Origin of the sequence: Serratia sp. CY71090 (genome assembly GCF_052166845.1) — a bacterium.
Lineage (GTDB): Bacteria > Pseudomonadota > Gammaproteobacteria > Enterobacterales > Enterobacteriaceae > Serratia > Serratia nematodiphila.
The window spans coordinates 32,370-58,400 of the sequence record NZ_JBJNOA010000010.1 but is presented as its reverse complement, the minus strand read 5'-3'; the positions used below and the strand labels follow the sequence as shown (position 1 = coordinate 58,400).

The 26,031-nt window shown below is 60.3% G+C and carries 24 protein-coding genes; 11 read left to right on the top strand and 13 right to left on the bottom strand.

Going from position 1 to position 26,031, the window contains the following annotated elements; translation table 11 throughout:
* The first annotated feature begins 192 nt into the window (after window positions 1-192).
* The 3 genes from lpdA to yacL all read left to right on the top strand — a co-directional run bounded on the left by lpdA (window position 193) and on the right by yacL (window position 5,230).
* Window positions 193-1,617: a dihydrolipoyl dehydrogenase gene (gene lpdA / locus ACJ8OK_RS18185; RefSeq protein ID WP_004937500.1), complete on the top strand. Its 1,425-nt coding sequence runs from the start codon at window positions 193-195 to the stop codon at window positions 1,615-1,617.
* Window positions 1,618-2,130: 513 nt separating this feature from the next.
* Complete coding sequence (gene acnB, locus ACJ8OK_RS18180; RefSeq protein ID WP_004937504.1) at window positions 2,131-4,728, top strand: bifunctional aconitate hydratase 2/2-methylisocitrate dehydratase; 2,598 nt, start codon at window positions 2,131-2,133, stop codon at window positions 4,726-4,728.
* 139 nt (window positions 4,729-4,867) lie between these two features.
* Window positions 4,868-5,230 (top strand): protein YacL, encoded by a 363-nt coding sequence (yacL, locus tag ACJ8OK_RS18175; RefSeq protein ID WP_048325353.1) that lies wholly within the window; start codon window positions 4,868-4,870, stop codon window positions 5,228-5,230.
* A gap of 32 nt (window positions 5,231-5,262) precedes the next feature.
* On the opposite strand, the gene speD is transcribed toward yacL, so the two are convergent.
* From speD to ACJ8OK_RS18160, 3 genes are all read right to left on the bottom strand, one after another.
* The gene (speD, locus tag ACJ8OK_RS18170) at window positions 5,263-6,057 is read right to left on the bottom strand and encodes an adenosylmethionine decarboxylase (protein ID WP_033632106.1); all 795 of its coding nucleotides are present in this window, start codon (window positions 6,055-6,057) and stop codon (window positions 5,263-5,265) included.
* A 27-nt stretch (window positions 6,058-6,084) separates the two neighbouring features.
* A complete protein-coding gene (gene speE / locus ACJ8OK_RS18165) occupies window positions 6,085-6,948 on the bottom strand; it encodes a polyamine aminopropyltransferase (RefSeq protein WP_442530788.1) in 864 nt (287 codons plus the stop codon).
* A 125-nt stretch (window positions 6,949-7,073) separates the two neighbouring features.
* Window positions 7,074-7,421, bottom strand: a complete 348-nt coding sequence (locus tag ACJ8OK_RS18160; protein ID WP_004937515.1) for a YacC family pilotin-like protein — start codon at window positions 7,419-7,421, stop codon at window positions 7,074-7,076.
* Between the two features lie 217 nt (window positions 7,422-7,638).
* Between ACJ8OK_RS18160 and cueO the strand changes: the two genes are divergently transcribed.
* Together cueO and hpt are read left to right on the top strand one after the other, a co-directional pair.
* The gene (gene cueO / locus ACJ8OK_RS18155) at window positions 7,639-9,306 is read left to right on the top strand and encodes a multicopper oxidase CueO (protein WP_442530787.1); all 1,668 of its coding nucleotides are present in this window, start codon (window positions 7,639-7,641) and stop codon (window positions 9,304-9,306) included.
* Between the two features lie 98 nt (window positions 9,307-9,404).
* Window positions 9,405-9,941, top strand: coding sequence for a hypoxanthine phosphoribosyltransferase (gene hpt / locus ACJ8OK_RS18150; protein WP_004937527.1), 537 nt, complete (start codon window positions 9,405-9,407; stop codon window positions 9,939-9,941).
* Between the two features lie 38 nt (window positions 9,942-9,979).
* Here hpt and can read toward each other — a convergent pair whose 3' ends face one another.
* On the bottom strand, window positions 9,980-10,636 hold the full coding sequence (gene can, locus ACJ8OK_RS18145) for a carbonate dehydratase (protein WP_015379031.1): 657 nt from the start codon (window positions 10,634-10,636) through the stop codon (window positions 9,980-9,982).
* A gap of 210 nt (window positions 10,637-10,846) precedes the next feature.
* Between can and ACJ8OK_RS18140 the strand changes: the two genes are divergently transcribed.
* The 3 genes from ACJ8OK_RS18140 to ACJ8OK_RS18130 all read left to right on the top strand — a co-directional run bounded on the left by ACJ8OK_RS18140 (window position 10,847) and on the right by ACJ8OK_RS18130 (window position 13,995).
* The gene (locus ACJ8OK_RS18140) at window positions 10,847-11,770 is read left to right on the top strand and encodes an ABC transporter ATP-binding protein (RefSeq protein WP_021504747.1); all 924 of its coding nucleotides are present in this window, start codon (window positions 10,847-10,849) and stop codon (window positions 11,768-11,770) included.
* Window positions 11,767-12,537, top strand: coding sequence for an ABC transporter permease (locus tag ACJ8OK_RS18135; RefSeq protein WP_004937535.1), 771 nt, complete (start codon window positions 11,767-11,769; stop codon window positions 12,535-12,537). The genes ACJ8OK_RS18140 and ACJ8OK_RS18135 overlap by 4 nt, the downstream gene beginning before the upstream one ends.
* A 177-nt stretch (window positions 12,538-12,714) precedes the next feature.
* Entirely contained in the window at window positions 12,715-13,995 is a 1,281-nt protein-coding gene (locus ACJ8OK_RS18130; protein ID WP_060560223.1) for a polysaccharide deacetylase family protein, read from the top strand.
* 34 nt (window positions 13,996-14,029) lie between these two features.
* Here the strand turns inward: ACJ8OK_RS18130 and panD are convergent, their stop codons facing one another.
* The 3 genes from panD to panB all read right to left on the bottom strand — a co-directional run bounded on the left by panD (window position 14,030) and on the right by panB (window position 16,228).
* The gene (gene panD / locus ACJ8OK_RS18125) at window positions 14,030-14,410 is read right to left on the bottom strand and encodes an aspartate 1-decarboxylase (RefSeq protein ID WP_004937544.1); all 381 of its coding nucleotides are present in this window, start codon (window positions 14,408-14,410) and stop codon (window positions 14,030-14,032) included.
* 145 nt (window positions 14,411-14,555) lie between these two features.
* On the bottom strand, window positions 14,556-15,410 hold the full coding sequence (panC, locus tag ACJ8OK_RS18120) for a pantoate--beta-alanine ligase (protein WP_015379028.1): 855 nt from the start codon (window positions 15,408-15,410) through the stop codon (window positions 14,556-14,558).
* A gap of 23 nt (window positions 15,411-15,433) precedes the next feature.
* Window positions 15,434-16,228, bottom strand: a complete 795-nt coding sequence (gene panB / locus ACJ8OK_RS18115; RefSeq protein WP_004937548.1) for a 3-methyl-2-oxobutanoate hydroxymethyltransferase — start codon at window positions 16,226-16,228, stop codon at window positions 15,434-15,436.
* A gap of 166 nt (window positions 16,229-16,394) precedes the next feature.
* Between panB and qseB the strand changes: the two genes are divergently transcribed.
* Both qseB and qseC read left to right on the top strand, forming a co-directional pair.
* Window positions 16,395-17,057, top strand: coding sequence for a quorum sensing response regulator transcription factor QseB (gene qseB, locus ACJ8OK_RS18110; protein ID WP_004937550.1), 663 nt, complete (start codon window positions 16,395-16,397; stop codon window positions 17,055-17,057).
* Window positions 17,054-18,412, top strand: coding sequence for a quorum sensing histidine kinase QseC (qseC, locus tag ACJ8OK_RS18105; protein ID WP_033632111.1), 1,359 nt, complete (start codon window positions 17,054-17,056; stop codon window positions 18,410-18,412). Before qseB ends, qseC begins: the two co-directional genes overlap by 4 nt.
* A 5-nt stretch (window positions 18,413-18,417) precedes the next feature.
* On the opposite strand, the gene folK is transcribed toward qseC, so the two are convergent.
* The 6 genes from folK to thpR all read right to left on the bottom strand — a co-directional run bounded on the left by folK (window position 18,418) and on the right by thpR (window position 23,396).
* Window positions 18,418-18,918: a 2-amino-4-hydroxy-6-hydroxymethyldihydropteridine diphosphokinase gene (gene folK / locus ACJ8OK_RS18100; RefSeq protein WP_085058861.1), complete on the bottom strand. Its 501-nt coding sequence runs from the start codon at window positions 18,916-18,918 to the stop codon at window positions 18,418-18,420.
* The gene (gene pcnB / locus ACJ8OK_RS18095; RefSeq protein ID WP_071591451.1) at window positions 18,918-20,465 is read right to left on the bottom strand and encodes a polynucleotide adenylyltransferase PcnB; all 1,548 of its coding nucleotides are present in this window, start codon (window positions 20,463-20,465) and stop codon (window positions 18,918-18,920) included. The genes folK and pcnB overlap by 1 nt, the downstream gene beginning before the upstream one ends.
* Before the next feature lie 61 nt (window positions 20,466-20,526).
* A complete protein-coding gene (gene gluQRS / locus ACJ8OK_RS18090) occupies window positions 20,527-21,438 on the bottom strand; it encodes a tRNA glutamyl-Q(34) synthetase GluQRS (protein ID WP_004937564.1) in 912 nt (303 codons plus the stop codon).
* A 72-nt stretch (window positions 21,439-21,510) separates the two neighbouring features.
* Entirely contained in the window at window positions 21,511-21,966 is a 456-nt protein-coding gene (gene dksA / locus ACJ8OK_RS18085) for an RNA polymerase-binding protein DksA (protein WP_004937569.1), read from the bottom strand.
* 183 nt (window positions 21,967-22,149) lie between these two features.
* Window positions 22,150-22,857, bottom strand: coding sequence for a DNA/RNA nuclease SfsA (gene sfsA / locus ACJ8OK_RS18080; RefSeq protein WP_004937572.1), 708 nt, complete (start codon window positions 22,855-22,857; stop codon window positions 22,150-22,152).
* On the bottom strand, window positions 22,854-23,396 hold the full coding sequence (gene thpR / locus ACJ8OK_RS18075) for an RNA 2',3'-cyclic phosphodiesterase (RefSeq protein WP_060560221.1): 543 nt from the start codon (window positions 23,394-23,396) through the stop codon (window positions 22,854-22,856). Before thpR ends, sfsA begins: the two co-directional genes overlap by 4 nt.
* 189 nt (window positions 23,397-23,585) lie before the next feature.
* On the opposite strand from thpR, the gene hrpB reads away from it, so the two are divergent.
* Window positions 23,586-26,024 (top strand): ATP-dependent helicase HrpB, encoded by a 2,439-nt coding sequence (hrpB, locus tag ACJ8OK_RS18070; protein ID WP_180994921.1) that lies wholly within the window; start codon window positions 23,586-23,588, stop codon window positions 26,022-26,024.
* The last annotated feature ends 7 nt before the right edge of the window (window positions 26,025-26,031 follow it).

Here is a 26,031-nt window from a genome sequence, read left to right as displayed (position 1 = left end):
AGCAGTTTTGTCGGATTTTGCATAACTCGACAAAATTGTTGAGACACGGGTCACTCGAACACGCTTTGCAGATTATTAACAATTCTGTAAACTGCTCGCGGTGTAAGCGTCCCGGTGGATGAAGGGCGTTATGAGATCGATTAGCAATAAAAATGACGTCTGACCCGCCGGACAATCAATTAAGAGGTCATGATGAGTACTGAAATTAAAACTCAGGTCGTGGTACTTGGGGCGGGCCCGGCAGGTTACTCTGCAGCCTTTCGTTGCGCTGACTTAGGTCTTGAAACCGTTCTGGTTGAACGTTATTCCACTCTGGGCGGGGTTTGCCTGAACGTGGGATGTATCCCTTCCAAAGCACTGCTGCACGTTGCCAAAGTGATCGAAGAAGCCAAAGCGCTGGCCGAACACGGCATCGTTTTCGGCGAGCCGAAAACCGACATCGACAAAGTGCGCGTCTGGAAAGAAAAAGTCATCACTCAGCTGACCGGCGGTCTGGCTGGCATGGCCAAAGGCCGTAAAGTGAAAGTGGTCAACGGCCTGGGCAAGTTCACCGGCGCTAACACCCTGGTTGTGGAAGGCGAAAACGGCCCAACCACCATCAACTTCGACAACGCCATCATCGCCGCAGGTTCTCGTCCGATCCAACTGCCATTCATTCCTCATGAAGATCCACGCGTGTGGGATTCTACCGATGCGCTGGAACTGAAAACCGTCCCAGAGCGTCTGCTGGTTATGGGCGGCGGCATTATCGGCCTGGAAATGGGCACCGTATACCATGCGCTGGGTTCACAGATCGACGTCGTTGAAATGTTCGATCAGGTTATCCCCGCGGCAGATAAAGACGTGGTGAAAGTCTTCACCAAACGTATCAGCAAGCAGTTCAACCTGATGCTGGAAACCAAAGTGACCGCGGTAGAAGCCAAAGAAGACGGCATTTACGTCACGATGGAAGGTAAAAAAGCGCCGGCAGAACCACAGCGTTACGACGCGGTGCTGGTGGCGATCGGCCGCGTGCCGAACGGCAAACTGCTGGATGCCGGCAAAGCCGGTGTGGAAGTTGACGAGCGTGGCTTCATCAACGTCGACAAACAGCTGCGCACCAACGTGCCGCACATCTTCGCCATCGGCGACATCGTCGGTCAGCCGATGCTGGCGCACAAAGGCGTGCACGAAGGCCACGTCGCCGCAGAAGTTATCGCCGGCATGAAGCACTACTTCGACCCGAAAGTGATCCCATCCATCGCTTACACCGAGCCGGAAGTGGCATGGGTGGGTCTGACCGAGAAAGAAGCGAAAGAGAAAGGCATCAGCTACGAAACCTCCACCTTCCCGTGGGCGGCTTCCGGCCGTGCGATCGCTTCCGATTGTGCAGACGGCATGACCAAACTGATCTTCGACAAAGAAACTCACCGCATCATCGGTGGCGCGATTGTCGGCACCAACGGCGGCGAACTGCTGGGTGAAATCGGTCTGGCTATCGAGATGGGCTGCGACGCAGAAGACATCGCGCTGACCATCCACGCTCACCCGACCCTGCACGAATCCGTGGGCCTGGCGGCGGAAATCTACGAAGGCAGCATCACCGATCTGCCTAACCCGAAAGCCAAGAAGAAGTAATTCTGCTGGTTTGACTGGTCATCAAGCGGCTCCTGAAAAGGGGCCGTTTTTTTTGCTCAGATGCAGAACGCGGTTTTTTGTGGCCGCTGCGCCAAATTCCGATCCTCATGCTTATATCCACTCTAATTATATGGGTATAATGTCCTGCTAGTCCGGCAGCCGATTACGCTGCGCTCAACGATTCAGCAAAGATTTAATGTTGCTTTTATGTGAACGAATTAACAACCGTTTCAAATCCTGATATGCTGGCTGAGCGGAACCGGGCACTGTACCTTACAGTCCAGGACATCGACAGCAGTGCCCCGTCAGGATAGATGGCATCAATATCGCCGTGCGCTCTACCCATCAGTCTTTCATGCTGTAACGCTGTTTGACCGTGCTTGTTTGCCCCAATCACCGTTTCGGGGCCTTTACGGGCCGATCGCCTAGCCACAGAGTGAAACCCAAAGGGTATAAACCCGGTTTGCATATACGCCAGGCACAATAAATGACAATGAGAGCGAGGAGAACGTCGTGCTAGAAGAATACCGTAAGCACGTAGCCGAGCGTGCTGCTGAGGGCATCGCCCCTAAGCCGCTAGACGCCACCCAAATGGCCGCGCTGGTCGAACTACTGAAGAATCCGCCAAAAGGCGAAGAAGAATTCCTGTTAGACCTGCTGATTAACCGTGTTCCACCGGGCGTCGACGAAGCCGCCTACGTCAAAGCAGGTTTCCTGGCGGCCATCGCCAAAGGTGAAGCGACATCCCCCCTGGTTACCCCCGAGAAAGCGATTGAACTGTTAGGCACCATGCAGGGTGGCTATAACATTCATCCGCTGATCGAAGCGCTGGACAACGAGAAGCTGGCGCCGATCGCCGCCAAAGCGCTGTCCCACACGCTGCTGATGTTCGACAACTTCTACGACGTGGAAGAGAAGGCCAAGGCCGGTAACCCGCACGCCAAACAGATCATGCAGTCCTGGGCCGACGCCGAATGGTACCTGTCGCGCCCGGAGCTGGCGGAAAAGATCACCGTCACCGTGTTCAAAGTCACCGGCGAAACCAACACCGACGACCTGTCTCCGGCGCCGGACGCCTGGTCGCGCCCGGACATCCCGCTGCACGCGCTGGCGATGCTGAAAAACGAACGTGAAGGCATCGTGCCGGATCAGCCTGGCAGCGTCGGCCCGATCAAACAGATCGAGCTGCTGAACAAGAAAGGCTTCCCGCTGGCCTACGTCGGCGACGTGGTCGGCACCGGTTCCTCCCGTAAATCCGCCACCAACTCGGTGCTGTGGTTCATGGGCGACGACATCCCGCACGTGCCGAACAAGCGCGGCGGCGGCGTGGTGCTGGGCGGCAAGATTGCGCCTATCTTCTTCAACACCATGGAAGATGCCGGCGCCTTGCCGATCGAAGTGGACGTGTCCGAGCTGAACATGGGCGACGTGATCGACGTTTACCCGTACAAAGGTGAAGTGCGCAACCACGAGACCGGCGCGCTGATCGCCAACTTCGAGCTGAAAACCGACGTGCTGCTGGATGAAGTGCGCGCCGGCGGCCGTATCCCGCTGATCATCGGCCGCGGCCTGACCACCAAGGCGCGCGAAGCGCTGGGCCTGCCGCACAGCGACGTGTTCCGCATCGCCAAACCGGTTGCCGCCAGCAGCAAAGGCTTCTCGCTGGCGCAGAAAATGGTCGGCCGCGCCTGCGGCGTCGCCGGCATTCGCCCTGGCGAATACTGCGAACCGAAGATGACCTCCGTCGGCTCTCAGGACACCACCGGCCCGATGACCCGCGATGAGCTGAAAGACCTGGCCTGCCTCGGCTTCTCCGCCGATCTGGTCATGCAGTCGTTCTGCCACACCGCTGCGTACCCGAAACCGGTCGACGTGACCACGCACCACACGCTGCCTGATTTCATCATGAACCGCGGCGGCGTCTCGCTGCGCCCGGGCGACGGCGTGATCCACTCCTGGCTGAACCGCATGCTGCTGCCTGACACCGTCGGCACCGGCGGCGATTCCCACACCCGCTTCCCGATCGGCATCTCCTTCCCGGCCGGTTCCGGCCTGGTGGCGTTTGCCGCCGCGACCGGCGTGATGCCGCTGGATATGCCTGAGTCGGTGCTGGTGCGCTTCAAAGGCAAAATGCAGCCGGGCATCACCCTGCGCGATTTGGTGCACGCCATCCCTTACTACGCGATCCAGCAAGGTCTGCTGACCGTCGAGAAGAAGGGCAAGAAAAACATCTTCTCCGGCCGCATTCTGGAGATCGAAGGCCTGCCGGATCTGAAGGTCGAGCAGGCGTTTGAGCTGACCGATGCGTCCGCCGAACGTTCCGCCGCCGGTTGTACTATCAAGCTGGACAAGGCGCCGATCGAAGAGTACCTGAACTCCAACATCGTGCTGCTGAAGTGGATGATTTCCGAAGGCTACGGCGATCGCCGTACGCTGGAGCGCCGTATTCAGGGCATGGAAAAATGGCTGGCGGATCCGCAACTGCTGGAAGGCGATGCGGATGCGGAATACGCAGCGGTGATCGACATCGATCTGAACGAGATCAAAGAGCCGATCCTGTGCGCGCCGAACGATCCTGACGACGCGCGCCTGCTGTCCGACGTGGCCAACAGCAAGATCGATGAAGTGTTCATCGGCTCTTGCATGACCAACATCGGCCACTTCCGCGCGGCGGGCAAGCTGCTGGATCAGCACAAGGGCCAGTTGCCGACCCGTCTGTGGGTGGCGCCGCCAACCAAGATGGATGCGGCTCAGCTGACCGAAGAAGGCTACTACAGCGTCTTCGGCAAGAGCGGCGCGCGTATCGAGATCCCGGGCTGCTCGCTGTGCATGGGCAACCAGGCGCGCGTGGCGGACGGCGCGACGGTGGTTTCCACCTCGACCCGTAACTTCCCGAACCGTCTGGGCACCGGCGCTAACGTCTATCTGGCGTCTGCCGAACTGGCCGCGGTAGCGTCCCTGCTGGGCCGCCTGCCGACGCCGGACGAGTACCAGACCTATATGGCGCAGGTCGACAAGACGGCGGCGGATACCTACCGCTACCTGAACTTTGACCAGCTGGGGCAGTACACCGAAAAAGCCGACGGCGTGATCTTCCAAACCGCCGTGTAAGCCGCTATATTGCGCAGCTGTTTAACGGGAGGCCTTGGCCTCCCGTTTTATTTTGCTCAGTTGCCAACTTTGCGAGCGCTCACTGAGTTAGTCAGCCATTTATGTTTACACTAAGAAAAAGGGCTCAGGAGGGCATGCTATGGATTACGAATTTCTGCGTGACGTCACCGGTCAGGTGCTCGTCAGATTTTCGATGGGGCATGAAGCGATTGGCCACTGGATCAACGAAGAAGTCAAAGGCGATTTCAACCTGCTGGACCGCATTGAAGCCGGTGCGGCCGAGGTCAAAGGCAGCGAGCGTCAATGGCAGCTGGAAGGCCATGAATATACGCTGCTGATGGATGGTGAAGAAGTGATGATCCGCGCCAATCAGCTGGAGTTCGAGGGCGATGAAATGGAAGAGGGGATGAACTATTACGACGAAGAAAGCCTCTCATTCTGCGGCGTTGAGGATTTCCTGCGGGTGTTGAAAGCCTATCGTTCTTTCATGCTGAAGTACTAAGCATCAGGGCGCGGCGTGCCGCGCCCTTTCCATCACAGATGCGGAATATTGCGGCCGTAATAGATTTCCTGCATCTCTTTCCATAACAGATCGGTGATCTGCTTGCGCTCGGCGGCGCTCAACGCCTCCGGTTGCGCGTTAAACAGGTAGTGCTTCAGATCGAAATCCTTCAGCAACATCTTGGTATGGAAGATATTTTCCTGGTAAACGTTCACGTCCATCATGTGGTACAGCGCCTTGATGTCTTCCGACATAAAGTTCTGGATCGAATTGATCTCATGATCGATGTAATGTTTCACGCCGTTCACGTCGCGGGTAAAACCACGCACGCGATAGTCCATGGTGACGATGTCGGATTCCAGCTGGTGAATTAAATAGTTCAGCGCCTTGAGGGGCGAAATGACGCCGCAGGTCGAAACCTCGATATCGGCGCGGAAGGTGCACAGCCCGCCTTCCGGATGGCTTTCCGGGTAGGTGTGTACGCAGATATGGCTTTTGTCCAGGTGCGCGACGACCGTATTTGGCAGCGGACCGGGGTGTTCCGACGTATCGACGTCTTTCGGATCGATCGGCTCTTCGCTGACCAGGATGGTGACGCTGGCGCCCTGCGGCTCGTAGTCCTGACGCGCGATGTTCAGAATATTGGCGCCGATGATCGAGCAGGTTTCGCTCAGGATCTCGGTTAACCGGTTGGCGTTATATTGTTCGTCTATGTAGGCGATATAGCCATCGCGATCGTCCGCGGTTTTGGCGTAACAAATATCGTAAATACAAAAACTCAGGCTCTTGGTCAGGTTGTTGAAGCCGTGCAGTTTTAGCTTATGCAATTTGGGCCACCTCCTTTATCTTCTCGCTTAACGTGTTACGTTCAGGGCATTGAGTAAATATTGCGGCAGGGCAAAGCTGCCGACGTGAATTGCCGGGTTGTAATAACGGCAGTGTAGGCCGCTTTGGTTAAAGCGCTGTTGCAGGGCAGGCAGATCGCGCTGGCGCAGCGCCGGGTTCTGGCTCGCCCAGGCGAAGGTCATGATGCCGCCGTAATAGGTCGGGATCGCCGCCTGATAGAAGCTGACGTCGCTAAAGTAGCGGCTCAGTTTGGCGTGGCTGTTGACCGCCTCGTCCTGCTGCAGGAAACAGACGCCGTTCTGCGCGACGAAAATGCCGCCCTCATTCAGGCAGCGGGCGCAGCCTTCATAAAACGCCGAGGTGAACAGGCTTTCGCCGGGGCCGATCGGATCGGTGCAGTCGGAGATGATCACATCGAACGTTTTGTCGGTTTGATTCACGAAGTTGACGCCGTCGTCGATCACCAGCTTGAAGCGCGGATCGTCATAGGCGCCGGCGCTGTGGTTGGGCAGGTACTGGCGGCAGAACTCGACGACGCCGGCGTCGATCTCGACCATGGTGATCTGCTCCACGCCAGGGTGCCGGCTGACTTCACGCAGCATGCCGCCGTCGCCGCCGCCGATGATCAGCACTTTCTTCGCCCGGCCGTGCGCCAGCAGCGGCACGTGGGTCAGCATTTCGTGATAGATGAACTCGTCACGCTCGGTGGTTTGCACCACGCCGTCGAGCGCCATCACGCGCCCCAGCTCCGGGTTCTCGAAGATCACCAGATCCTGATGATCGGTCTTCTCGCGGTACAGCACCTTCTCTACCGAGAAGTACTGGCCGAAGCCCGTATGCAGCGTTTCGTACCAAATTTCTTTCTGGGTCATGTGCGGGAAACTCCGTAATAACAGCCATGAAAAATCGGCGCAACATCATAGCTAACTCTGCCTGGCGATGCACGGTTGAATTTCAGACAGAGAGAGCGTTAAGCGGATGGGAGAAGGGGAAAGAATTAATTGGCGTAGGCCAGCAGGCTCAACGAGTCGCGCGCCAGCGATTTGCACTTCTTGGGCGTTGGAATGGCGATGCCGCTGAGATCCCGATAGCTGTCTTCGCCCAGCGCCTTCATATTGAAACTGTTGTAGTTGCTCAAATCCCAGCGGTTTTGTTGCGCGAAATAGACAATGGCGCGTTTGATTTGCGCGTTTGGCAAATCGTTGTAGCCGCAATCATTTTTCAAATAAATAAATACCGCCGTCAGATCGGCCAGATCTTCCGCCTCGGATTCATTCAGCGCCAGACTGGCGTTGGAGAAGCCCAGCATCGCCAGCAACAGCATCGATAACGTTGTTTTTTTCATCATGAAATAGGCCTGTTTGTCGTCTGCTGACGTTACCACACTTGTCTGTAAAGGCACCAAATTTTATTGCCGGCGGGCCGGCGTCGCGCTTGCCAGTCACACTCTCTTGATTGTGAGGCATAGCTTAAAATACCGCCAGGAAAGGCTTGACCTTCCGCCTGGGGGAAGGTTTAGGCTGGCGGCATTGAGTTATATCACTGAGAAAAGGGAGTCAGCGATGTTACGCCGTGATTTTATTAAATTAACCGCCGTGCTGGGCGCGTCGAGCGCATTGCCGTTATGGAGCCGAGCCGCCTGGGCGGCCGATAGGCCGGCCCTGCCGGTACCGCCGCTGTTGACGCCCGACGCGCAGGGAAAGATTGCGCTGGCGCTGCAGGCGGGGGAAACCCGCTGGTTGCCGGGCGCCGCCACCAAAACCTGGGGATTCAACGGCGCGCTGCTCGGGCCGGCGGTGAAGCTGCAGCGTGGCCAGCCGGTGACGGTCGATATCAAAAACCGCCTGGCGGAGGCCAGTACCGTCCACTGGCACGGTCTGGAAATTCCCGGCGACGTCGATGGCGGCCCGCAGGCGCTGATCCATCCCGGCGCGACGCGCACGGTGAATTTCACCGTTGATCAACCGGCGGCCACCTGCTGGTTCCACCCGCATACGCACGGTAAAACCGGCAGCCAGGTGATGATGGGGCTGGCGGGGCTGGTGCTGCTGGAAGACGACGAAAGCGCCAAACTGCCGCTGCCGAAAACCTGGGGGCAGGATGATATTCCGGTGATCCTGCAGGATAAGCGGCTGGGCAAAGACGCGCAGATCGAATACCGCCTGGACGTGATGAGCGCGGCGGTGGGCTGGTTTGGCGATCGCATGTTCACCAACGGCGCGCAGTATCCGCAACATCTGGCGCCGCGCGGCTGGCTGCGTCTGCGTTTCCTCAACGGTTGTAACGCCCGCTCGCTGAATCTGGCGGCCAGTGACAACCGTCCGCTGTACGTTATCGCCAGCGACGGCGGTTTCCTGGCGGAGCCGGTGAAGCTGACCGAGCTGCCGATGCTGATGGGCGAACGCTTTGAAGTATTGGTCGATGCCTCGGATGGGAAAGCATTCGATATCGTGACGCTGCCGGTGAAGCAGATGGGCATGACGTTGGCGCCGTTCGATCAACCGCTGCCGGTGCTGCGCATTCAGCCCTCGCTGGCGCAGGGCATTAAAACCATGCCGGATAGCCTGGTGAAGCTGCCGGCATTGCCTGCTATCACCGGTATCCAGGAGCGCTGGCTACAGCTGATGATGGATCCGCAGCTGGATATGCTGGGCATGCAGGCGCTGATGGATCGCTATGGCCACCAGGCGATGGCTGGCATGAGCATGAATCATGGCGCGACGGGTGGCGCAGACATGCAAGGCATGGACCACGGTAACATGAAAGGCATGGAGAAGGGCGGCATGCAGGGCATGGATCACGGCAACATGAAAGGCATGGATCATGGCAAGATGGCCGGGATGGATCACGGCGGCGCGCAGGGCAAAGCCAAACCGTTCGACTTCAGCCACGGCAACATGATCAACGGCAAGGCCTTCGACATGACCAAGCCGATGTTCGCCGCCAAACGTGGCCAGTATGAGAAATGGACCATTTCTGGTGAGGGCGACATGATGTTGCACCCGTTCCACATTCACGGCACCCAGTTCCGTATCTTGTCGGAAAACGGCAAACCGCCGGCGGCGCATCGCAGCGGCTGGAAGGACACGGTGCGCGTCGAAGGGTGGCGCAGCGAAGTGCTGGTGCGCTTCGATCATCCGGCAAGCAGCGAACATGCGTATATGGCCCACTGTCACCTGTTGGAACACGAAGATACCGGCATGATGATGGGCTTCACCGTCGACGAATGATCGCGGTCCGGCGCTCACGTGGCGGCGCGCTCGCGTCGCCACCGGCGAAAGGCTATGCTAAACTCTGCGCCTTTCTTCCGGCAACTGACCTGAATACTATGAAACACACTGTAGACGTAATGATTTCCGAGCAGGAAGTTAAGACCCGTATCGCCGAACTTGGCCGCCAGATCACCGAACATTACCGCGACAGCGGCAGCGACATGGTGCTGGTCGGGCTGCTGCGCGGCTCCTTCATGTTCATGGCCGATCTCTGCCGCGCGATCGAGGTGCCGCACGAAGTCGACTTTATGACCGCCTCCAGCTACGGCAGCGGCATGTCCACCACCCGCGACGTGAAGATCCTCAAGGATCTGGACGAAGACATTCGCGGCAAAGACGTGCTGATCGTGGAAGACATCATCGATTCCGGTAACACGCTGAACAAAGTGCGCGAGATTTTGGCGCTGCGCGGGCCGAAATCGCTGGCGATTTGCACCTTGCTGGACAAACCTGAGCGCCGTGAAGTGCAGGTGCCGGTTGAATATGTCGGCTTCTCGATCCCGGATGAGTTCGTGGTGGGGTATGGCATCGACTACGCTCAGCGCTATCGTCACCTGCCGTACGTCGGCAAAGTGGTGCTGCTGGACGAGTAATTGGATGTGGGGCGCGGCAAGCCGCGCCCGCGGCGGGGTTATACGCCTTTATCCTGCTTCAGTTTGGCTATCGCTTTGCGGTAGCCCATCTCCAGGCTCTCGCGGCTGGTCGCCAGCACTTCCATATCGCGCAGGCGGCCGTCCTGAATGCCGTACACCCAACCGTGGATCATCACCTTCTGGCCGCGCTTCCAGGCGGACTGCATGATGGTGGAGTGGCCCAGGTTGTACACCTGTTCAATGACGTTGATCTCGCACAGCATGTCGAAACGCTGTTCCGGCGGCAGCTCGCCCAGCAGCGAGCTGTGCTTGTACCACAGATCGCGAATGTGCAGCAGCCAGTTGTCGATCAAACCCAGCTCCGGGTTTTCCACCGCCGCCTGCACGCCGCCGCAGCCCAGGTGGCCGCAGATGATGATGTGTTCGACTTCCAGCACATCTACCGCATACTGCACCACCGACAGGCAGTTAAGATCGGTGTGGATAACGAGGTTCGCCACGTTGCGATGGACGAACAGTTCACCCGGCTCGAGGCCGGTCAGGCGTTCTGCGGGAACGCGGCTGTCAGAGCATCCAATCCATAAGAAGCGGGGCTTTTGCGCCTGGGCTAAACGTTCAAAAAAATCCGGGTCTTCCTGACTGATATTGGCCGACCAGGCCTGGTTGTTGGCGATAAGCTCTTCGATTTCTTTCATGGAGGTGATTGACCCGTAACGGACAGATTGCGTTGGGGTAATATAGGGTAAGCGTCACAATTTGGAAATCGGAACAGTGGTGCAGCCTCATTTAGCGCACGGATTCGACGCAGTGAAAACGTCGCCGATGCTAGGATTATCGTTAGTGTTTCAAGCCTGGCAAACAGGGGAGTGGCGGCATACTCATCGTTATAAGGTACTATTTTACATATGAATTATGCACTGGAATTAGCGCAGCTGACCAAGACTTACGCCGGTGGCGTCAAGGCGCTGCGCGGCATCGACCTGAGCGTCGAAGCGGGGGACTTTTATGCCCTGCTGGGGCCAAACGGCGCCGGAAAGTCCACCACCATCGGCATCATCAGCTCGCTGGTGAACAAAACGGCCGGCAGCGTACGGGTATTCGGTTACGACATCGATAAAGACATCGTCAACGCCAAGCGCCAGCTCGGCCTGGTGCCGCAAGAGTTCAACTTCAATCCGTTTGAGACCGTGTTGCAGATCGTGGTGAACCAGGCGGGTTACTACGGCGTCACGCGGCGTGAAGCGATGGCGCGCGCCGAAAAATACCTCAATCAGCTGGATCTGTGGGGCAAGCGCAACGAGCGCGCCCGCATGCTGTCCGGCGGCATGAAGCGCCGCCTGATGATCGCCCGCGCGCTGATGCATCAGCCGAAGCTGCTGATCCTCGATGAGCCGACCGCCGGGGTGGATATTGAGCTGCGTCGCTCGATGTGGGGCTTCCTGAAAGATCTGAACGCCCAGGGCACCACCATTATCCTCACCACCCACTATCTGGAAGAGGCGGAAATGTTGTGCCGCAACATCGGCATCATCCAGAACGGGGAACTGGTGGAAAACACCTCGATGAAGGGGCTGCTGGCCAAGCTGAAGTCGGAAACCTTCATCCTCGATCTGGCGGCGAAGAGCCCGCTGCCGAAGCTGGACGGTTACCACAGCCGCCTGACGGATACCTCGACGCTGGAAGTGGAGGTGATGCGCGAGCAAGGGCTGAACGGCCTGTTCGCCCAGCTGAGCGCGCAGGGCGTGCAGGTGCTGAGCATGCGCAATAAGGCGAACCGCCTGGAAGAGCTGTTTGTCACCCTGGTTAACGGCAATGGAGAGAAAGCATGACGCGTTTGTATTGGGTGGCCTTACAGAGCATCTGGGCCAAAGAGGTAAACCGGTTCGCGCGCATCTGGATCCAGACCCTGGTGCCGCCGGTGATCACCATGACGCTGTACTTCATCATCTTCGGTAACCTGATCGGCTCGCGCATCGGCGATATGCACGGCTTCAGCTACATGCAGTTCATCGTGCCCGGCCTTATCATGATGGCGGTCATCACCAACTCCTATGCCAACGTCGCCTCGTCGTTCTTCAGCGCCAAGTTTCAGCGCAACATTGAGGAACTGCTGGTGGCGCCGGTGCCGACCCACGTGGTGATCGCCGGCTATGTCGGCGGCGGCGTGGCGCGCGGCATCTGCGTCGGCGTGCTGGTGACCATCATCTCACTGTTCTTCGTGCCGCTGCAGGTGCACGCCTGGTGGGTGATTGCGCTGACGCTGTTGCTGACGGCGATCCTGTTCTCGCTGGCGGGGCTGATCAATGCGGTGTTCGCCACTACTTTCGACGACATCAGCCTGATCCCGACCTTCGTGCTGACGCCGCTGACTTACCTGGGCGGGGTGTTCTACTCGCTGTCGCTGCTGCCGCCATTCTGGCAGGCGGTGTCCAAGCTGAACCCCATCGTTTATATGATCAGCGGCTTCCGCTATGGTTTCCTCGGCATCAACGACGTGCCGCTGGCGTTCACCATGGCGGTGTTGGTGGCGTTTATCGCGGTGTTTTACCTGCTGTCCTGGTACCTGATCGAGCGCGGCCGCGGCCTGCGCAGCTGATCGTATTGCGCCCTCGCTTTCCCGGCGGGGGCGCTTTTCTTGATTTGGCGCAGGCGGCGCGTAAATCAATAGAATTGCTCAAATAACCGCTAGTTCCCCGCTGTTCAAATCGTGCTATGCTGGCGCTCCACATTTCCTCCACTTTTGTCATTACGCACTCGTAAGCAGAACATCATCATGCGGTCTCAATACACGTTAACGGCTGGGTTGCTCGGCATTCTGATGTCGTTGGTTTCCCCTGTGAGCCTGGCTAGTCTGCTGTCGGAAGACAGCGCGGTTAAATCTGAATACATGGAAGCGCAGCGCGATAGCGAAGTCTATGCGTTGGTGGGCGAGCATGTGATCCCGGTAGGGGAAGTGAAGCGCGGGCAACTGATCCAAGTCTTCCCGGCGGATGCGGAATACTACGAATTCAAATTCGGGCACGGTACCGGCTTTATCGATAAAGACGACGTGCGTGAATTGAAGAAGTCGCGCAAGGTGCAAGACGATCTGGGCGAGCTGAACAAACCGCTGACCAACCAGAATCTGATCACGCAAAAAACGATCGACGTATACACCGCAGCGGACAAGGACAGCGAGGTCTTGGGCACGCTGGAAGGCAACCTGCGCTATCCGATCATCGGCAAGCTGAAGGATCGCCTGAACAACACCTGGTACGAGGTCAACATCGGCGAGCGGCTGGGGTTCATTAATGAGTTGGACTGCGAGATCGATAACGGCATACCGGTGCTGACTTACCACCACCTGCTGAAAAACGAAGAGAACAAACGCTTCCGCCACACCTCGACCACCACTTCAGACGTGGCGTTCAGCAACCAGATGACCTACCTGAAGCAGGCGGGCTACGACACTATTTCGCTGTACCAGCTGGAAGCCTACCTGAAAAATCAGATCAACCTGCCGGGCAAGGCGGTCGTGCTGACCTTCGACGACGGGCTGAAATCGGTGTATCGCTACGCTTACCCGGTGCTGAAGGATTACGGTTTCCGCGCCACGGCGTTCATCATCTCTTCGCGCATCAAACGCTACCCGCAGAAATGGAACCCGGACTCGCTGCAGTTTATGAGCGTCTCGGAGCTCAAGCAGATTCAGGACGTGTTCGACGTGCAGTCGCATACCCATTTCCTGCACCGCACCGACGGTAATCGCCAGCCGATTTTGCTGAGCCGTTCGCTGCACAATATCGAGTTCGATTTTGAGCGCTCACGCCGCGCGCTGTCGCAGTTCAATCCGCACGTGCTGTATCTGTCTTACCCGTTCGGCGGCTATAACCAACGGGCGATCCAGGCGGCGCAGGACGCCGGTTTCCATCTGGCGGTGACCACGGTGCAGGGCAAGGTAAAGCCGGGGGATAACCCCTATACGCTGAAGCGGCTGTATATTCTGCGCACCGACTCGATCCAGACCATGGCGGATCGGATAGCCAACAAGCCGGGCACGGTGGTGGTGCAATAAGGAAGAACGGGCGCGCAAGGCGCCCGTTTTATTGTCAGGCGACCTGAACCGGCACGGCTTTCGCCTTGCGCTGCAGGTTGTTGTCACCTTCGAAATAGGCGACTTTCGGGTGGTGTTGGCGGGCGTCGGCGTCGGTCATTTGCACATAGGAACAGATGATCAGTTTGTCGCCCACGCAGGCGCAGCGCGCGGCGGCGCCGTTGACCGAAATGATGCGCGAACCGCGCTCGGCGGCGATGGCGTAGGTGGAGAAGCGCTGGCCGTTATCCACGTTGTAAATATCGATCGCTTCATATTCCAGAATGCCGGCGGCCTCCAGGAAATCCTGGTCGATGGCGCAGGAGCCTTCATAGTGCAAGTCAGCCTGAGTGACTTTGACGCGATGCAGCTTGCCTTGCAGCATAGTACGTATCATAGCTTTACCTAACTGAATATCGGCCTTCACAGGCGCTGGGGTTGAACATCTCTCCTGCATCCCTGCAATCTCTATCGTCACCGATTGCTCAGCCATTGTCTACCAATGGTCAGGTTTTCTGGGTGACGATAGTATAAAAAACGGCTTACAGCGTCAGGTCGACCTGCTGGTTGTCGATAAGACGCGCCTTGCCCAGCCAGGCTGCCATCAGCACCACCGCTCGCTGGCTGTCCACCGTCAGCGGCTGCAGGCTGTCGGCGTCGCGAATAAACAGCTCATCCGGCGTAAAGCCGGCGGCGCGCAGCTGCTCAGCGGTCTGCTCCAGCAGCGCTTCGATCTGACGCTCGCCATTGGCCAGCTGTTGCGCCAGCGCGTTCATGATCTTGCTCAGCTGCGGCGCTACCTTGCGCTCTTCGGCGGTCAGGTAGCCGTTGCGCGAGCTGAGGGCCAGGCCGTCTTTGGCGCGCACGGTCGGCACGCCGACGATATCGATGTCGTAACCCATGTCCGCCACCATTTTGCGGATCAACGCCAGCTGTTGGTAATCCTTCTCGCCAAAACAGGCCAAATCAGGCTGCACCAGGTTGAACAGCTTGCTGACGATGGTGGAAACGCCGCGGAAGTGGCCCGGCCGGCTGGCGCCTTCCAGGATGGTGGAGATGCCCGGTACGTCGACGTAGGTCTGCTGCTCCAGGCCCTGCGGATAAACCGCGGCCGGGGCCGGCGCGAACACCAGATCGACGCCGCGGCGGGTCAGCTTTTCGCTGTCTTCCTGCAGCGTGCGCGGGTAGCGCGCCAGATCGTCCGGGCGATCGAACTGCATCGGGTTAACGAAGATGCTCACCACCACCACGTCGGCGCGGGCGCGCGCTTCATCGACCAGCGTCATGTGGCCGTCGTGCAGGTTGCCCATGGTCGGCACCAGCGCGATGCGTTTGCCTTCCTGGCGCCAGCGGCGGATCTGCTGACGCAGCATCGGCAGGGTTTCGATAATAATCATTGAGTGACTCCTGGAACCATCGCTTAGTTAAAAGAGTGTTCAGCCGCCGGGTAGAGGCCTTGCTCCACTTCCTGAATGTAATGCTGCACCGCCGTGCGGATATCGCCACTCTGCGCCAGGAAGTTCTTGGCGAACTTGGGCGTGTGGCCGCCAGTGATGCCGAAGGCGTCGTGCATCACCAGGATCTGGCCGTCGGTGCCGTTGCCGGCGCCGATGCCGATGACCGGAATGGACAGCGCTTCGGTGATCTGGCGCGCCAGCTCGGTCGGCACGCATTCCAGCACCAGCAGCTGAATGCCGGCCAGTTCCAGATTCTGCGCGTCCTGCAGCAGCTGTTTGGCGGCCAGTTCGTCGCGCCCTTGCACCTTATAACCGCCGAACACGTTGACCGACTGCGGCGTCAGGCCCAGGTGGCCGCATACCGGCACCGCGCGTTCGGCGAGCATTTTCACCGTGTCGCACAACCAGCTGCCGCCTTCCAGTTTCACCATGTTGGCGCCGGCGCGCATCAGCTCGGCGGCGTTGGCGAAGGTCTGTTCCGGGGTGGCGTAACTCATGAACGGCAGATCGGCCAACAGCAGGCAGGCCGGCGCGCCGCGGCGCACGGCGCGCGTGTGATAGGCCACGTCGGCGACGGTGACCGGCAGCGTGGAGTCGTGGCCCTGCAGCGTCATGCCCAGCGAATCGCCCACCAACAGGACTTTGATGCCTTGCTCTTCAAACAGTTTGGCAAAGCTGGCATCGTAGGCGGTAAGGGTAGCAAACTTGCGTTGCTCCTGTTTCCACTGGCGCAAGTGGGTCACGGTGGTGGGTTTCATCACAACGTCTCCTGAAACGGGCCGTGCGGCGTACGCAGGCCCAGGCTGCAAAAAAGTGCAGTCATTCTACTGTAACCCGATCGGGGTGGGTAGCGCGGATCGCCATGCTTAAGCGGTTCTTAAGAACCTTGTGGTGCAATGGCGCCAAGACTCAAAAGGGATACTCATGCGAATTCTGTTGATCGAAGATGACAAACTGATCGGGGACGGCATCAAGGCCGGGCTGACCAAACTCGGCTTCAATCTGGACTGGTTCACCGACGGCGCCGTCGGCAAAAATGCGCTGGACAGCGCGCCGTACGACGCGGTGATCCTCGATCTCAGCCTGCCGGGCCTCGACGGCCTGGATCTGCTGCGCCAGTGGCGCCAGGCCGGGCAGGACGTGCCGGTGCTGATCCTCACCGCCCGCGATGCGCTGGAGCAGCGGGTCAGCGGGCTGCAAAGCGGCGCCGACGATTATCTGTGCAAGCCGTTCGCGCTGGCCGAAGTGGCGGCGCGCCTGCAGGCGCTGATCCGGCGTCGCCACGGCCAACTGATGCCGCAGCTGACGCACGGCAACGTAGTGTTCGACAGCGCCACCCGCAGCGTGAGCTGCAACGGCGAACCGGTGACGCTGACGCCGCGCGAATTGGCGGTGCTGGAGCTGTTTTTGCACAACAAAGGGCGGGTGCTGGCGCGGCCGTTGATTCAGGAGAAACTGTACAACTGGGACGACGAGGTGAGCAGTAACGCGGTGGAGGTGCATATTCACCACCTGCGGCGCAAGCTGGGCAACGGCTTCATCCGTACCATCCACGGCGTGGGTTACACGCTGGGGGATGCGCCGTGAAGCATCTCAGCCTGCGGCTGCGCCTGATCCTGATCTTCAGCCTGCTGGCGCTGCTGACCTGGAGCACCGCCAGCGTGGTGGCCTGGGTGATGTCGCGCAACACCATCAACGAAGTGTTCGACACCCAACAGATGCTGTTCGCCAAACGGCTGGCGACCGCCAACCTCGGCGATCTGTTGGCCGATGAAAGCGCGCGCAGCCTGCCGAAAACCAAGAAGCTGGTGCATCACGGCAAGCGCGGCGAGCAGGACGACGACGCGCTGGCGTTCGCCATCTTCGATCGCCAGGGCAAGATGCTGCTCAACGACGGCGAGAACGGTGCCGACTTCCTGTTTGACGGGGAGCGTGAGGGTTTTACCGACGGCGAGCGCAAAGGCGATGACGACAGCTGGCGCCTGGTGTGGCTGACCAGCCCGGACGGGCGCTACCGCATCGTGGTCGGCCAGGAGTGGGATTACCGGCGCGATATGGCGCTGGGCATGGTGACCGGCCAACTGGTGCCCTGGCTGGCGACGCTGCCGGTGCTGATGCTGCTGATCGCGCTGATGGTCGGGCGCGAGCTTCGGCCGTTGCGCACGGTAGCCGCCGGTTTGCGCCGGCGCGCGCCCGATGATGCGACGCCGCTGGACGCGCGCCAGGTGCCGACCGAGGTGCGCCCGCTGGTGGATGCGCTCAACGCGCTGTTTGCCCGCATCAACGCTTTGCTGGTGCGGGAGCGACGCTTCACCTCCGATGCCGCACACGAGTTGCGCAGCCCGCTGGCAGCATTGCGGGTGCAGACCGAAGTGGTGCAGTTGGCGGGGGACGATGCGCCGATGCGCGAGCACGCGCTGGACAATCTGACGCTCGGCATCGATCGCGCCACCCGGCTGGTGGATCAGCTGTTGACGCTGTCGCGGCTGGATTCGCTGTCGGATCTGGCCGAACTGGCGCCGATCGACTGGAACAATCTGGTGACGATGACCCTGGCGGAACAGGACCGGCAGGCGCATGCGGCGGGCGTGACGCTTCGCTATGAACAGCAGGGAACGCCGCCGCCGCGTCAGGGAGAAACCTTGCTGCTGTCGTTGCTGTTGCGCAATCTGCTGGACAACGCGGTGCGCTATACCCCGCAGGGCGGCGTCGTCACCGTGACGTTGAGCGAACGTTCGCTGACGGTGGAGGACGACGGTCCGGGTGTCACCACGGAGCATCTGGCGCGGCTCGGAGAGCGCTTCTATCGCCCGCCGGGGCAGGAACAAACCGGCAGCGGGCTGGGGCTCTCGATCGTACAGCGTATTGCCGGCTTGCATGGTTTACAGATCAGTTTCGCCAATCGCCCGGCGGGGGGATTTGTCGCGCGGTTGGCGCTGTAGGCGGGTCAGGATTGCGGTTTTGGCGAGTGCCACAGCGCCATGCCGTTTTCCGGCACGCGCTTGAGGCAGCTGGCGAGCGGTTCGCCATCGGGGAAAATCAGATCGGGGGCGATTTCCGCCAGCGGGTAGAGCATGAATTCGCGCTCTTTCAGGCCGTAATGCGGCACCGTCAGGCGATCGGTATGGATCACCTTGTCGCCGTACAGCATGATGTCCAGATCGAGCGTGCGCGGCCCCCAGCGTTCATCCTTGCGCACGCGCCCCTGATTGCGTTCTATCGCCTGGGTATGGTCGAGCAGCTGTTCGGGCGGCAACAGGGTATCCATCGCCACCACCGCATTGAGAAAGTCCGGCTGGTTTTGCGGCCCCAGCGGCTTGGTGCGGTAAAACGAAGAACAGGTGACCAGCCGGGTGCGCGGGAGATGCTCCAGCGCCTCCAGCGCGGCGTTAACCTGTTGCAGCGGCTGCGCCAGGTTGCTGCCCAGCGCGATATAAACGCGGATCATTATGCCCCTTCTTTACGCGGTGCCCGGCGGCGAGGGCGGCGTTGGCGCGCGCGGCGCGGCGCCGGATCGTCACCCAGGGTGCTCAGCATGGCTTTCTGCCGCGCCGGCGTGGCGTCCTGGAACTCGCCCCACCACTCGGCCAGACGCAGCATTTCCTGATTGTCTTCCACTTCCGCACGCAGCGCCAGCAAATCATAGGCGGCGCGGAATTTCGGATGCTCCATCAGTTTGTGCGCGCGTTTGCCCTGGCGGCGGGACAGGCGCAGCTGCAGCTGCCAGATATCGCGCACCAGCGTGGTGATGCGTTTCGGGATGGCCAGCGAGCGGCACTGCTCGTCGAGCACGTCGTTCATCGCCAGCGCGAAGGCGTCGTAGTAGGCCAGGCCGCTTTCCTGCGCCAGCTTCTGCGCGTGCTCCAGCAGCGGGTACCACAGCATGGCGGCGAACAGGAACGCCGGGTTGACGCGCATGTCGTTCTGCAGACGGTGATCGGTGTTCTTCAGCACCTGCACCAGAATGCGCTCCATCGGCGTATCGTGGTTCGGCGTGAAGTTACGGGCGATCAGCGGGAACAGCGGTTGGAACAGCTGGTATTCGCACAGCTTCAGGTAGGTCTGGAAACCGTAACCCGCCTGCAGCAGCTTGAGGGATTCTTCGAACAGGCGCGCCGGCGGGATCTCATGCAGCAGCGAGGCCAGGCGCGGGATCGGCTCGGCGGTCTCTTCGCTGATGCGCATGTCCAGCTTGGCGGCGAAGCGCACCGCGCGCAGCATGCGCACCGGATCTTCGCGGTAGCGGGTTTCCGGATCGCCGATCAGGCGGATCACGCCTTGCTTCAGATCGTTCAGGCCGCCGACGTAATCGCGCAGGGTGAAATCCGCCACGCCGTAGTACAGGCTGTTGATGGTGAAATCACGGCGCTGGGCGTCTTCCTCGATCGAACCGAAGATATTGTCGCGCAGCAGCATGCCGTTTTGCGCCTGCTGGGAGGAATTCTTGTCGGATTCCTGATTCTGTTCGTGGTGACCGCGGAAGGTGGCCACTTCGATGATCTCCGGCCCGAACATCACGTGCGCCAGGCGGAAACGGCGGCCGACCAGGCGGCAGTTGCGGAACAGCTTGCGCACTTGCTCCGGCGTGGCGTTGGTGGTGATGTCGAAGTCTTTCGGCTTTTTGCCGAGCAACAGATCGCGCACCCCGCCGCCGACCAGATAAGCCTCGTAGCCGGACTTGTTCAGGCGATAAAGCACTTTCAGCGCATTTTCGCTGATGTCTTTGCGCGAAATCGAGTGCTGTTCGCGCGGGATCACGGTCATCGAGTCGTTGCTCTCGGCGATAGGAAAAGGCGGACGCTTGCGCGGCGTTGAGCGGCGGGCAGGGGCGTTGCTGCCGTTATCGGCGGCGCGCGGCTGCGGCGCAGGGCGGCTTGGCGCCGCGGCACGCTCTTCGCGGACTACGTTTTTATCGCCGGCCGCCGCGTCGTCGCGGGGCAGCTTGTCATCGCGGGTCAGTACCTTACGACAGAAGTTGGCTACTCGGGTAAAAATGGTACACCTCGATAGTGACTGATAAAAATGGAGCTAACAAAAAATAGCGGCTAATCATAGCTCACCATGGCTCCTTTGAGAATGCCGGCGTGTTTTCATCCAGAGGGATAGCCTCCTGACGCGGCACGTTTTCCAACCGCCAGTGTTCGATCGCCCAGCTCAATAATAATGGCAGGTCAAGATCTTGCCAGCTTTCCGGCAGCGGTTGGCGCAGAAATTTCAGTGCGGCGATCAGCACCGGCCGCGGATCGCCTGCGGGCAACGCCGGCGCATGATTTTGCTTCGACAGCTTGATGCCGTTGGCGCCCAGAGCCAGCGGCAGATGCACATAGGCGGGCACCGGCGCCTGCAGCTGGCGGTAGAGGGCAATTTGGCGCACCGTCGGTTCGATCAGATCGGCGCCGCGGACAATCTCGGTCACGCCCTGAAAATGGTCGTCGATCACCACCGCCAGGTTGTAGGCGAACAGCCCATCGCGGCGGCGAATGATAAAGTCTTCCCCCGCCAGCGCCGGATCGGCGTGCAATTCTCCCTGCAGGCGATCGTGGAACCGGTAAACAGGGGCGGTCTGACGCAAGCGGATAGCGGCACCCTGCGGGCCGAGCTGCAAATCGCGGCAGTGGCCGTCGTACAATCCGCCGATGTGCTGGATGCGGCTGCGGGTGCAGGTGCAGTAATAGCTGAGCCCCTGGCGCTGCAACAGATCCAGCGCGGCGCGATAGGCGTCGTGACGTTGGGATTGATAGATGACCTGGCCGTCCCAGTGGAGACCATAATGTTCCAGCGCGGACAGGATGCGAGCGGCGGCGCCGGGGACTTCGCGCGGCGGGTCGATATCTTCGATGCGAACCAGCCACTGCCCGCGTTGGGCGCGAGCCTGAAGGTAGCTTCCCAGAGCGGCAATCAGCGAGCCGAAATGCAGATCCCCGGAAGGCGATGGGGCAAAGCGCCCCACATAATGACTTTCTTGCATATCAGAGGGGAGAGGTTCCCTTTTCTCTGTGCGGCGCACGCGGGTGCGCACGCCGCAGCGATAACAACGGTATTAGCCGGCCATCTGCTTTTCGCGGATCTCAGCCAGCGTCTTGCAGTCGATGCACAGATCGGCGGTCGGACGCGCTTCGAGGCGACGAATACCGATCTCCACGCCACAAGATTCGCAGTAGCCGAAATCATCGTCTTCCACTTTCTTCAGCGTTTTCTCGATCTTTTTGATCAGTTTGCGTTCACGGTCACGGTTACGCAGTTCAAGGCTGAACTCTTCTTCCTGAGTGGCACGGTCGGCCGGATCAGGGAAGTTGGCTGCCTCTTCTTGCATATGCGATACAGTACGGTCCACTTCGTCCCTGAGCTGGTTGCGCCACGCTTCAAGAATGCGCTTGAAATGCGACAACTGGGCGTCGTTCATGTACTCTTCGCCCGGCTTCTCTTGGTACGGCTCCACCCCAGCGATGGCGAGAATGCTCAAGGACGAGGTTTTACGGTTTTGCCCTTCTTGCATGTTGCTTCTCCTACATACACACGCACTATCGAATCCCCAATGCGGGGGAAAAACAGGCCGCTATAAATAACAGAAGGAAGGTAGGTTGGCAATTATTCCTGTCGCCCGCTTGACAATCGTGTGAAGGAGGGCGTATTTGGCGATCGTGCTGGCCGGTTGTCTATTTATAGGGACCCGACTGCGCTAATCGATAAAAAACGGCAGCTTATCGCAGAGATAAATACCGTCAGGTGATAACTTTGCCCCGTAGCAAACCACTTCCACTCCCAACTGCCGGACCTGTGCCAACAGCGCCGCATAGCGCTCATCTATATGATGTGCCGGTGCGACCTGCTCAATACCGCTGTGTAACACGGCAAAGAACAACACCGCCCGTTGCCCGCTTTCAACCACGCTGAGCAACTCACGCAGGTGCTTTTGCCCTCTGAGCGTTACCGCATCAGGAAAGTAACCACGTTGTTGTTGCAGTAATGTGACTGACTTAACTTCAATATAGCAGTTAACCCGATTTTCTGCCTGTAATAACAAATCGATACGGCTGTTTTCACCGCCGTATTTCACCTCGCCGCTGATTTTACTGTAACCGGATAATTCATTGATTAAATTATGTTCAATCGCCTCGCGCACCAGCGCGTTGGCGCGCAGGGTATTGACGCAGATCCAGTGCCCCTGTTGGGTATGGGTCAACTCCCAACTGTGGGCGTATTTGCGCTTGGGATTGTCCGAGGTGGAGTACCAAACGGTGTCGCCGGGCGTGGCGCAGCCGGTCATGGCGCCGGTATTGGCGCAGTGCAGCGTAAAGGTTTCCCCTTCCGGGGTGATCACGTCCGCCAGAAAGCGTTTGTAACGTTTGATCAGCGTAGCGGAACGCAGCGGTGGAGAGAAAATCATGCGGATGCCTGTTTGGCCAGCGGCCACTGTTCGAGGTGTTGATAGCGGGTGCGGCCGTTTTCGAACACCGACTCATATAAGGAAAAGGCGTCGGCGCTGAACGCCCAGCCCGGCGTCGCCGGCGGGAGCGCCACCGGCTGGGTGGCGGCGCGCAGCAGCGTGATGTGCGGATGGAACGGCAGCGCGCTTTGATGGCAGCCGCTGCGTGCGGCCTGCGAACGCAGCAGCTCGGCCAACTGCAGCAGCCCGCGCGGCGCGCGGCGGGTGCCGAGCCAGACCACGCCGGGGCGCGGCCAATGGCCGAGATCGTCGAGCCGCATGCTGAAGCCGGGTTGCACGATGCGGCCGGCCAGTTTGCGCAGCGCCAGCTCTTTCTGCGCGCTGACCTCGCCGAGAAACGCCAGCGTCAGGTGCAAATTGGCCGCCGCCACCGGCCGGCCGGCCTCCGGCGCAAACGCCTCGGCGCGCCAGCGGATCACCTGCTGTTGCAGGGCGTCAGGCAAGGACAGGGCGAAAAACAGGCGGCGCGAATTGGACATAAGGACTCGGCAAATGCATGACAAAACGGTCGGGAACAGCGGTAACGTTACTGGCAGCGGCCCCGCGAGCGGCGCGGCGCACGAATGAGCTCCGTACTATAGCTAACGACGCCGCAGTTTGAAAGGCTACGGGGACAAAGCTAATGCTACACTGTACGCCGTTTAACGCTAACCACTACGGAGAATTCAGTGTCTTCATTGCCCGTCAGCGCGGTGCTCGATGAGTTGCTGGCTGCGCTGCAGTCTGCCCCGCAGGTGCTGTTGCACGCCCCGACCGGCGCCGGTAAATCCACCTGGTTGCCGCTGCAGATCCTGGCTAAGGCCGGGTTGCCGGGGCGCATTATCATGTTGGAGCCGCGGCGGCTGGCGGCGAAAAACGTCGCCTATCGCCTGGCGCAGCAGCTGGGGGAGGAGCCTGGCCAGACCGTGGGCTACCGCATGCGCGCCGAAAGTAAAAGCGGGCCGCAAACCCGACTGGAAGTGGTGACGGAAGGCATTCTCACCCGCATGCTGCAGCAGGATGCCGAGCTGCAGGGCGTGTCGTTGGTGATCCTCGATGAGTTCCATGAACGCAGCCTGCAGGCCGATTTGGCGCTGGCGTTGCTGCTCGACGTGCAGCAAGGGCTGCGCGACGATCTGAAGCTGCTGATCATGTCGGCCACCTTGGATAACGCTCGCCTGTCGCAGTTGCTGCCGGAAGCGCCGGTAGTGGTGTCTGAGGGGCGCAGTTTCCCGGTTGAACGCCAGTATCAGCCGTTGGCCAGCCATCAGCGGCTGGAGGACGGCGTAGCGGCGGCGGTGAAGCGGTTGCTGGCCGAACAGCCGGGATCTTTGCTGCTGTTCCTGCCGGGCGTGGCGGAGATCAATCGGGTGCTGGAGCGATTGACCGGCGAGGTGGCGAGCGATACCGATCTTTGCCCGCTGTATGGTGCCTTGCCTCTGGCGCAACAGCAAAAAGCGATTCAACCGGCGGCGCCTGGCCGCCGCAAGGTGGTGCTGGCGACCAACATCGCCGAAACCAGCCTGACGATCGAGGGCATTCGGCTGGTGGTGGACAGCGGCCTGGAGCGCGTGGCGCGTTACGACGTGCGCAACGGTTTGACGCGGCTGGCGACGCAGCGCATCAGTCAGGCCTCGATGGTGCAGCGTGCCGGGCGCGCCGGGCGCCTGGAGCCGGGCCTTTGCTGGCATCTGTTCGCCAAAGAACAGGCGGAACGCGCGGCGGAACATGCCGAACCGGATATTTTACAGAGCGATCTCACCGGCTTTTGGCTCGAACTGTTGCAGTGGGGTTGCCACGATCCGGCGCAGCTGACCTGGCTTGATGCGCCTCCGGCGGCGGCATTGGCGGCGGCCAGAGCGTTGTTGCGCCGGTTGGGGGCTACGGATGACGGCGACAAACTCACCGCGCCGGGGCGCCAGATGGCCGCGTTGGGATGCGATCCGCGGCTGGCGGCGATGCTGGTCGCCGGCGCGACGCTGAGCGCCGACGGCCTGGCGACGGCGGCGTTGTTGGCGGCGTTGCTGGAAGAACCGCCGCGCGGCGGGCAGATGGATATCGGTTATTGGCTGAGCCGCCCGCAAGCGAACTGGCGGCAGCGCGCCGCGCAGTTGGCCAAACGCCTGCCGCAACGTGCGGGGCAAGTCGACGTCGAGTTGGCGCCGCGCCTGTTGGCGTCGGCATTTGCCGATCGCATCGCCCAGCGCCGTGGCCAGGACGGCCGCTACTTGCTGGCTAACGGCATGGGGGCGGCGATGAACCAGGATGAGGCGCTGTCGCGCGCGCCCTGGCTGATCGTCCCCAGCCTTTTGCAGGGCCACAACAGCCCCGATGCGCGTATCCTGTTGGCGTTGCCGGTGGACATCGAAGCGCTGGCGGCGCAGCTGCCGACGATGGTCATGCAGCGCACGGCGGTGGAATGGGATGAAGAGAAGGGCACGCTGCGCGCCTGGAAGCGCCAGCAGATCGGCCGTCTGACGCTGCGTGCCCAGCCGCTGGCCAAGCCGGCGGACGAAGAGCTTCAGCAGGCGCTGCTCGATTGGGTGCGCGCGCAGGGGCTGTCGGTGCTTAACTGGGAGGGCGCCGCCGAACAATTGCGGGTGCGCCTGCAGTGTGCGCAAGCCTGGCTGCCGGAGGCGGAGTGGCCGGCGATGGATGAAGAACCGCTGCTGGCGGCGCTGGATCAGTGGCTGCTGCCGTCGCTGAACGGCGTGCGCGATCTGCGCGGCTTGAAGCAGGTCAACCTCGCCGAGGCGCTATCCCGCCTGCTGGACTGGCAGCAAAAGCAGCGGCTGGATAATGCGCTACCCACTCATTACACTGTGCCGACCGGCAGCCGCCTGCCGATCCGTTATGAGGCCGGCAAACCGCCGGCGCTGGCGGTGCGTTTGCAGGAGATGTTCGGCGAGCAGCGCAGCCCGATGTTGGCGGAGGGTCGCATCCCGGTGGTGCTTGAGTTACTCTCACCGGCGCACCGGCCGTTGCAAATCACCGGCGATCTGGCGGCCTTCTGGCAAGGCGCCTACCGCGAGGTGCAAAAAGAGATGAAGGGCCGCTACCCGAAACACGTGTGGCCGGACGATCCGGCCACGGCGGTACCGACGCGCCGAACGAAGAAATATCAGTAGGCCGCGA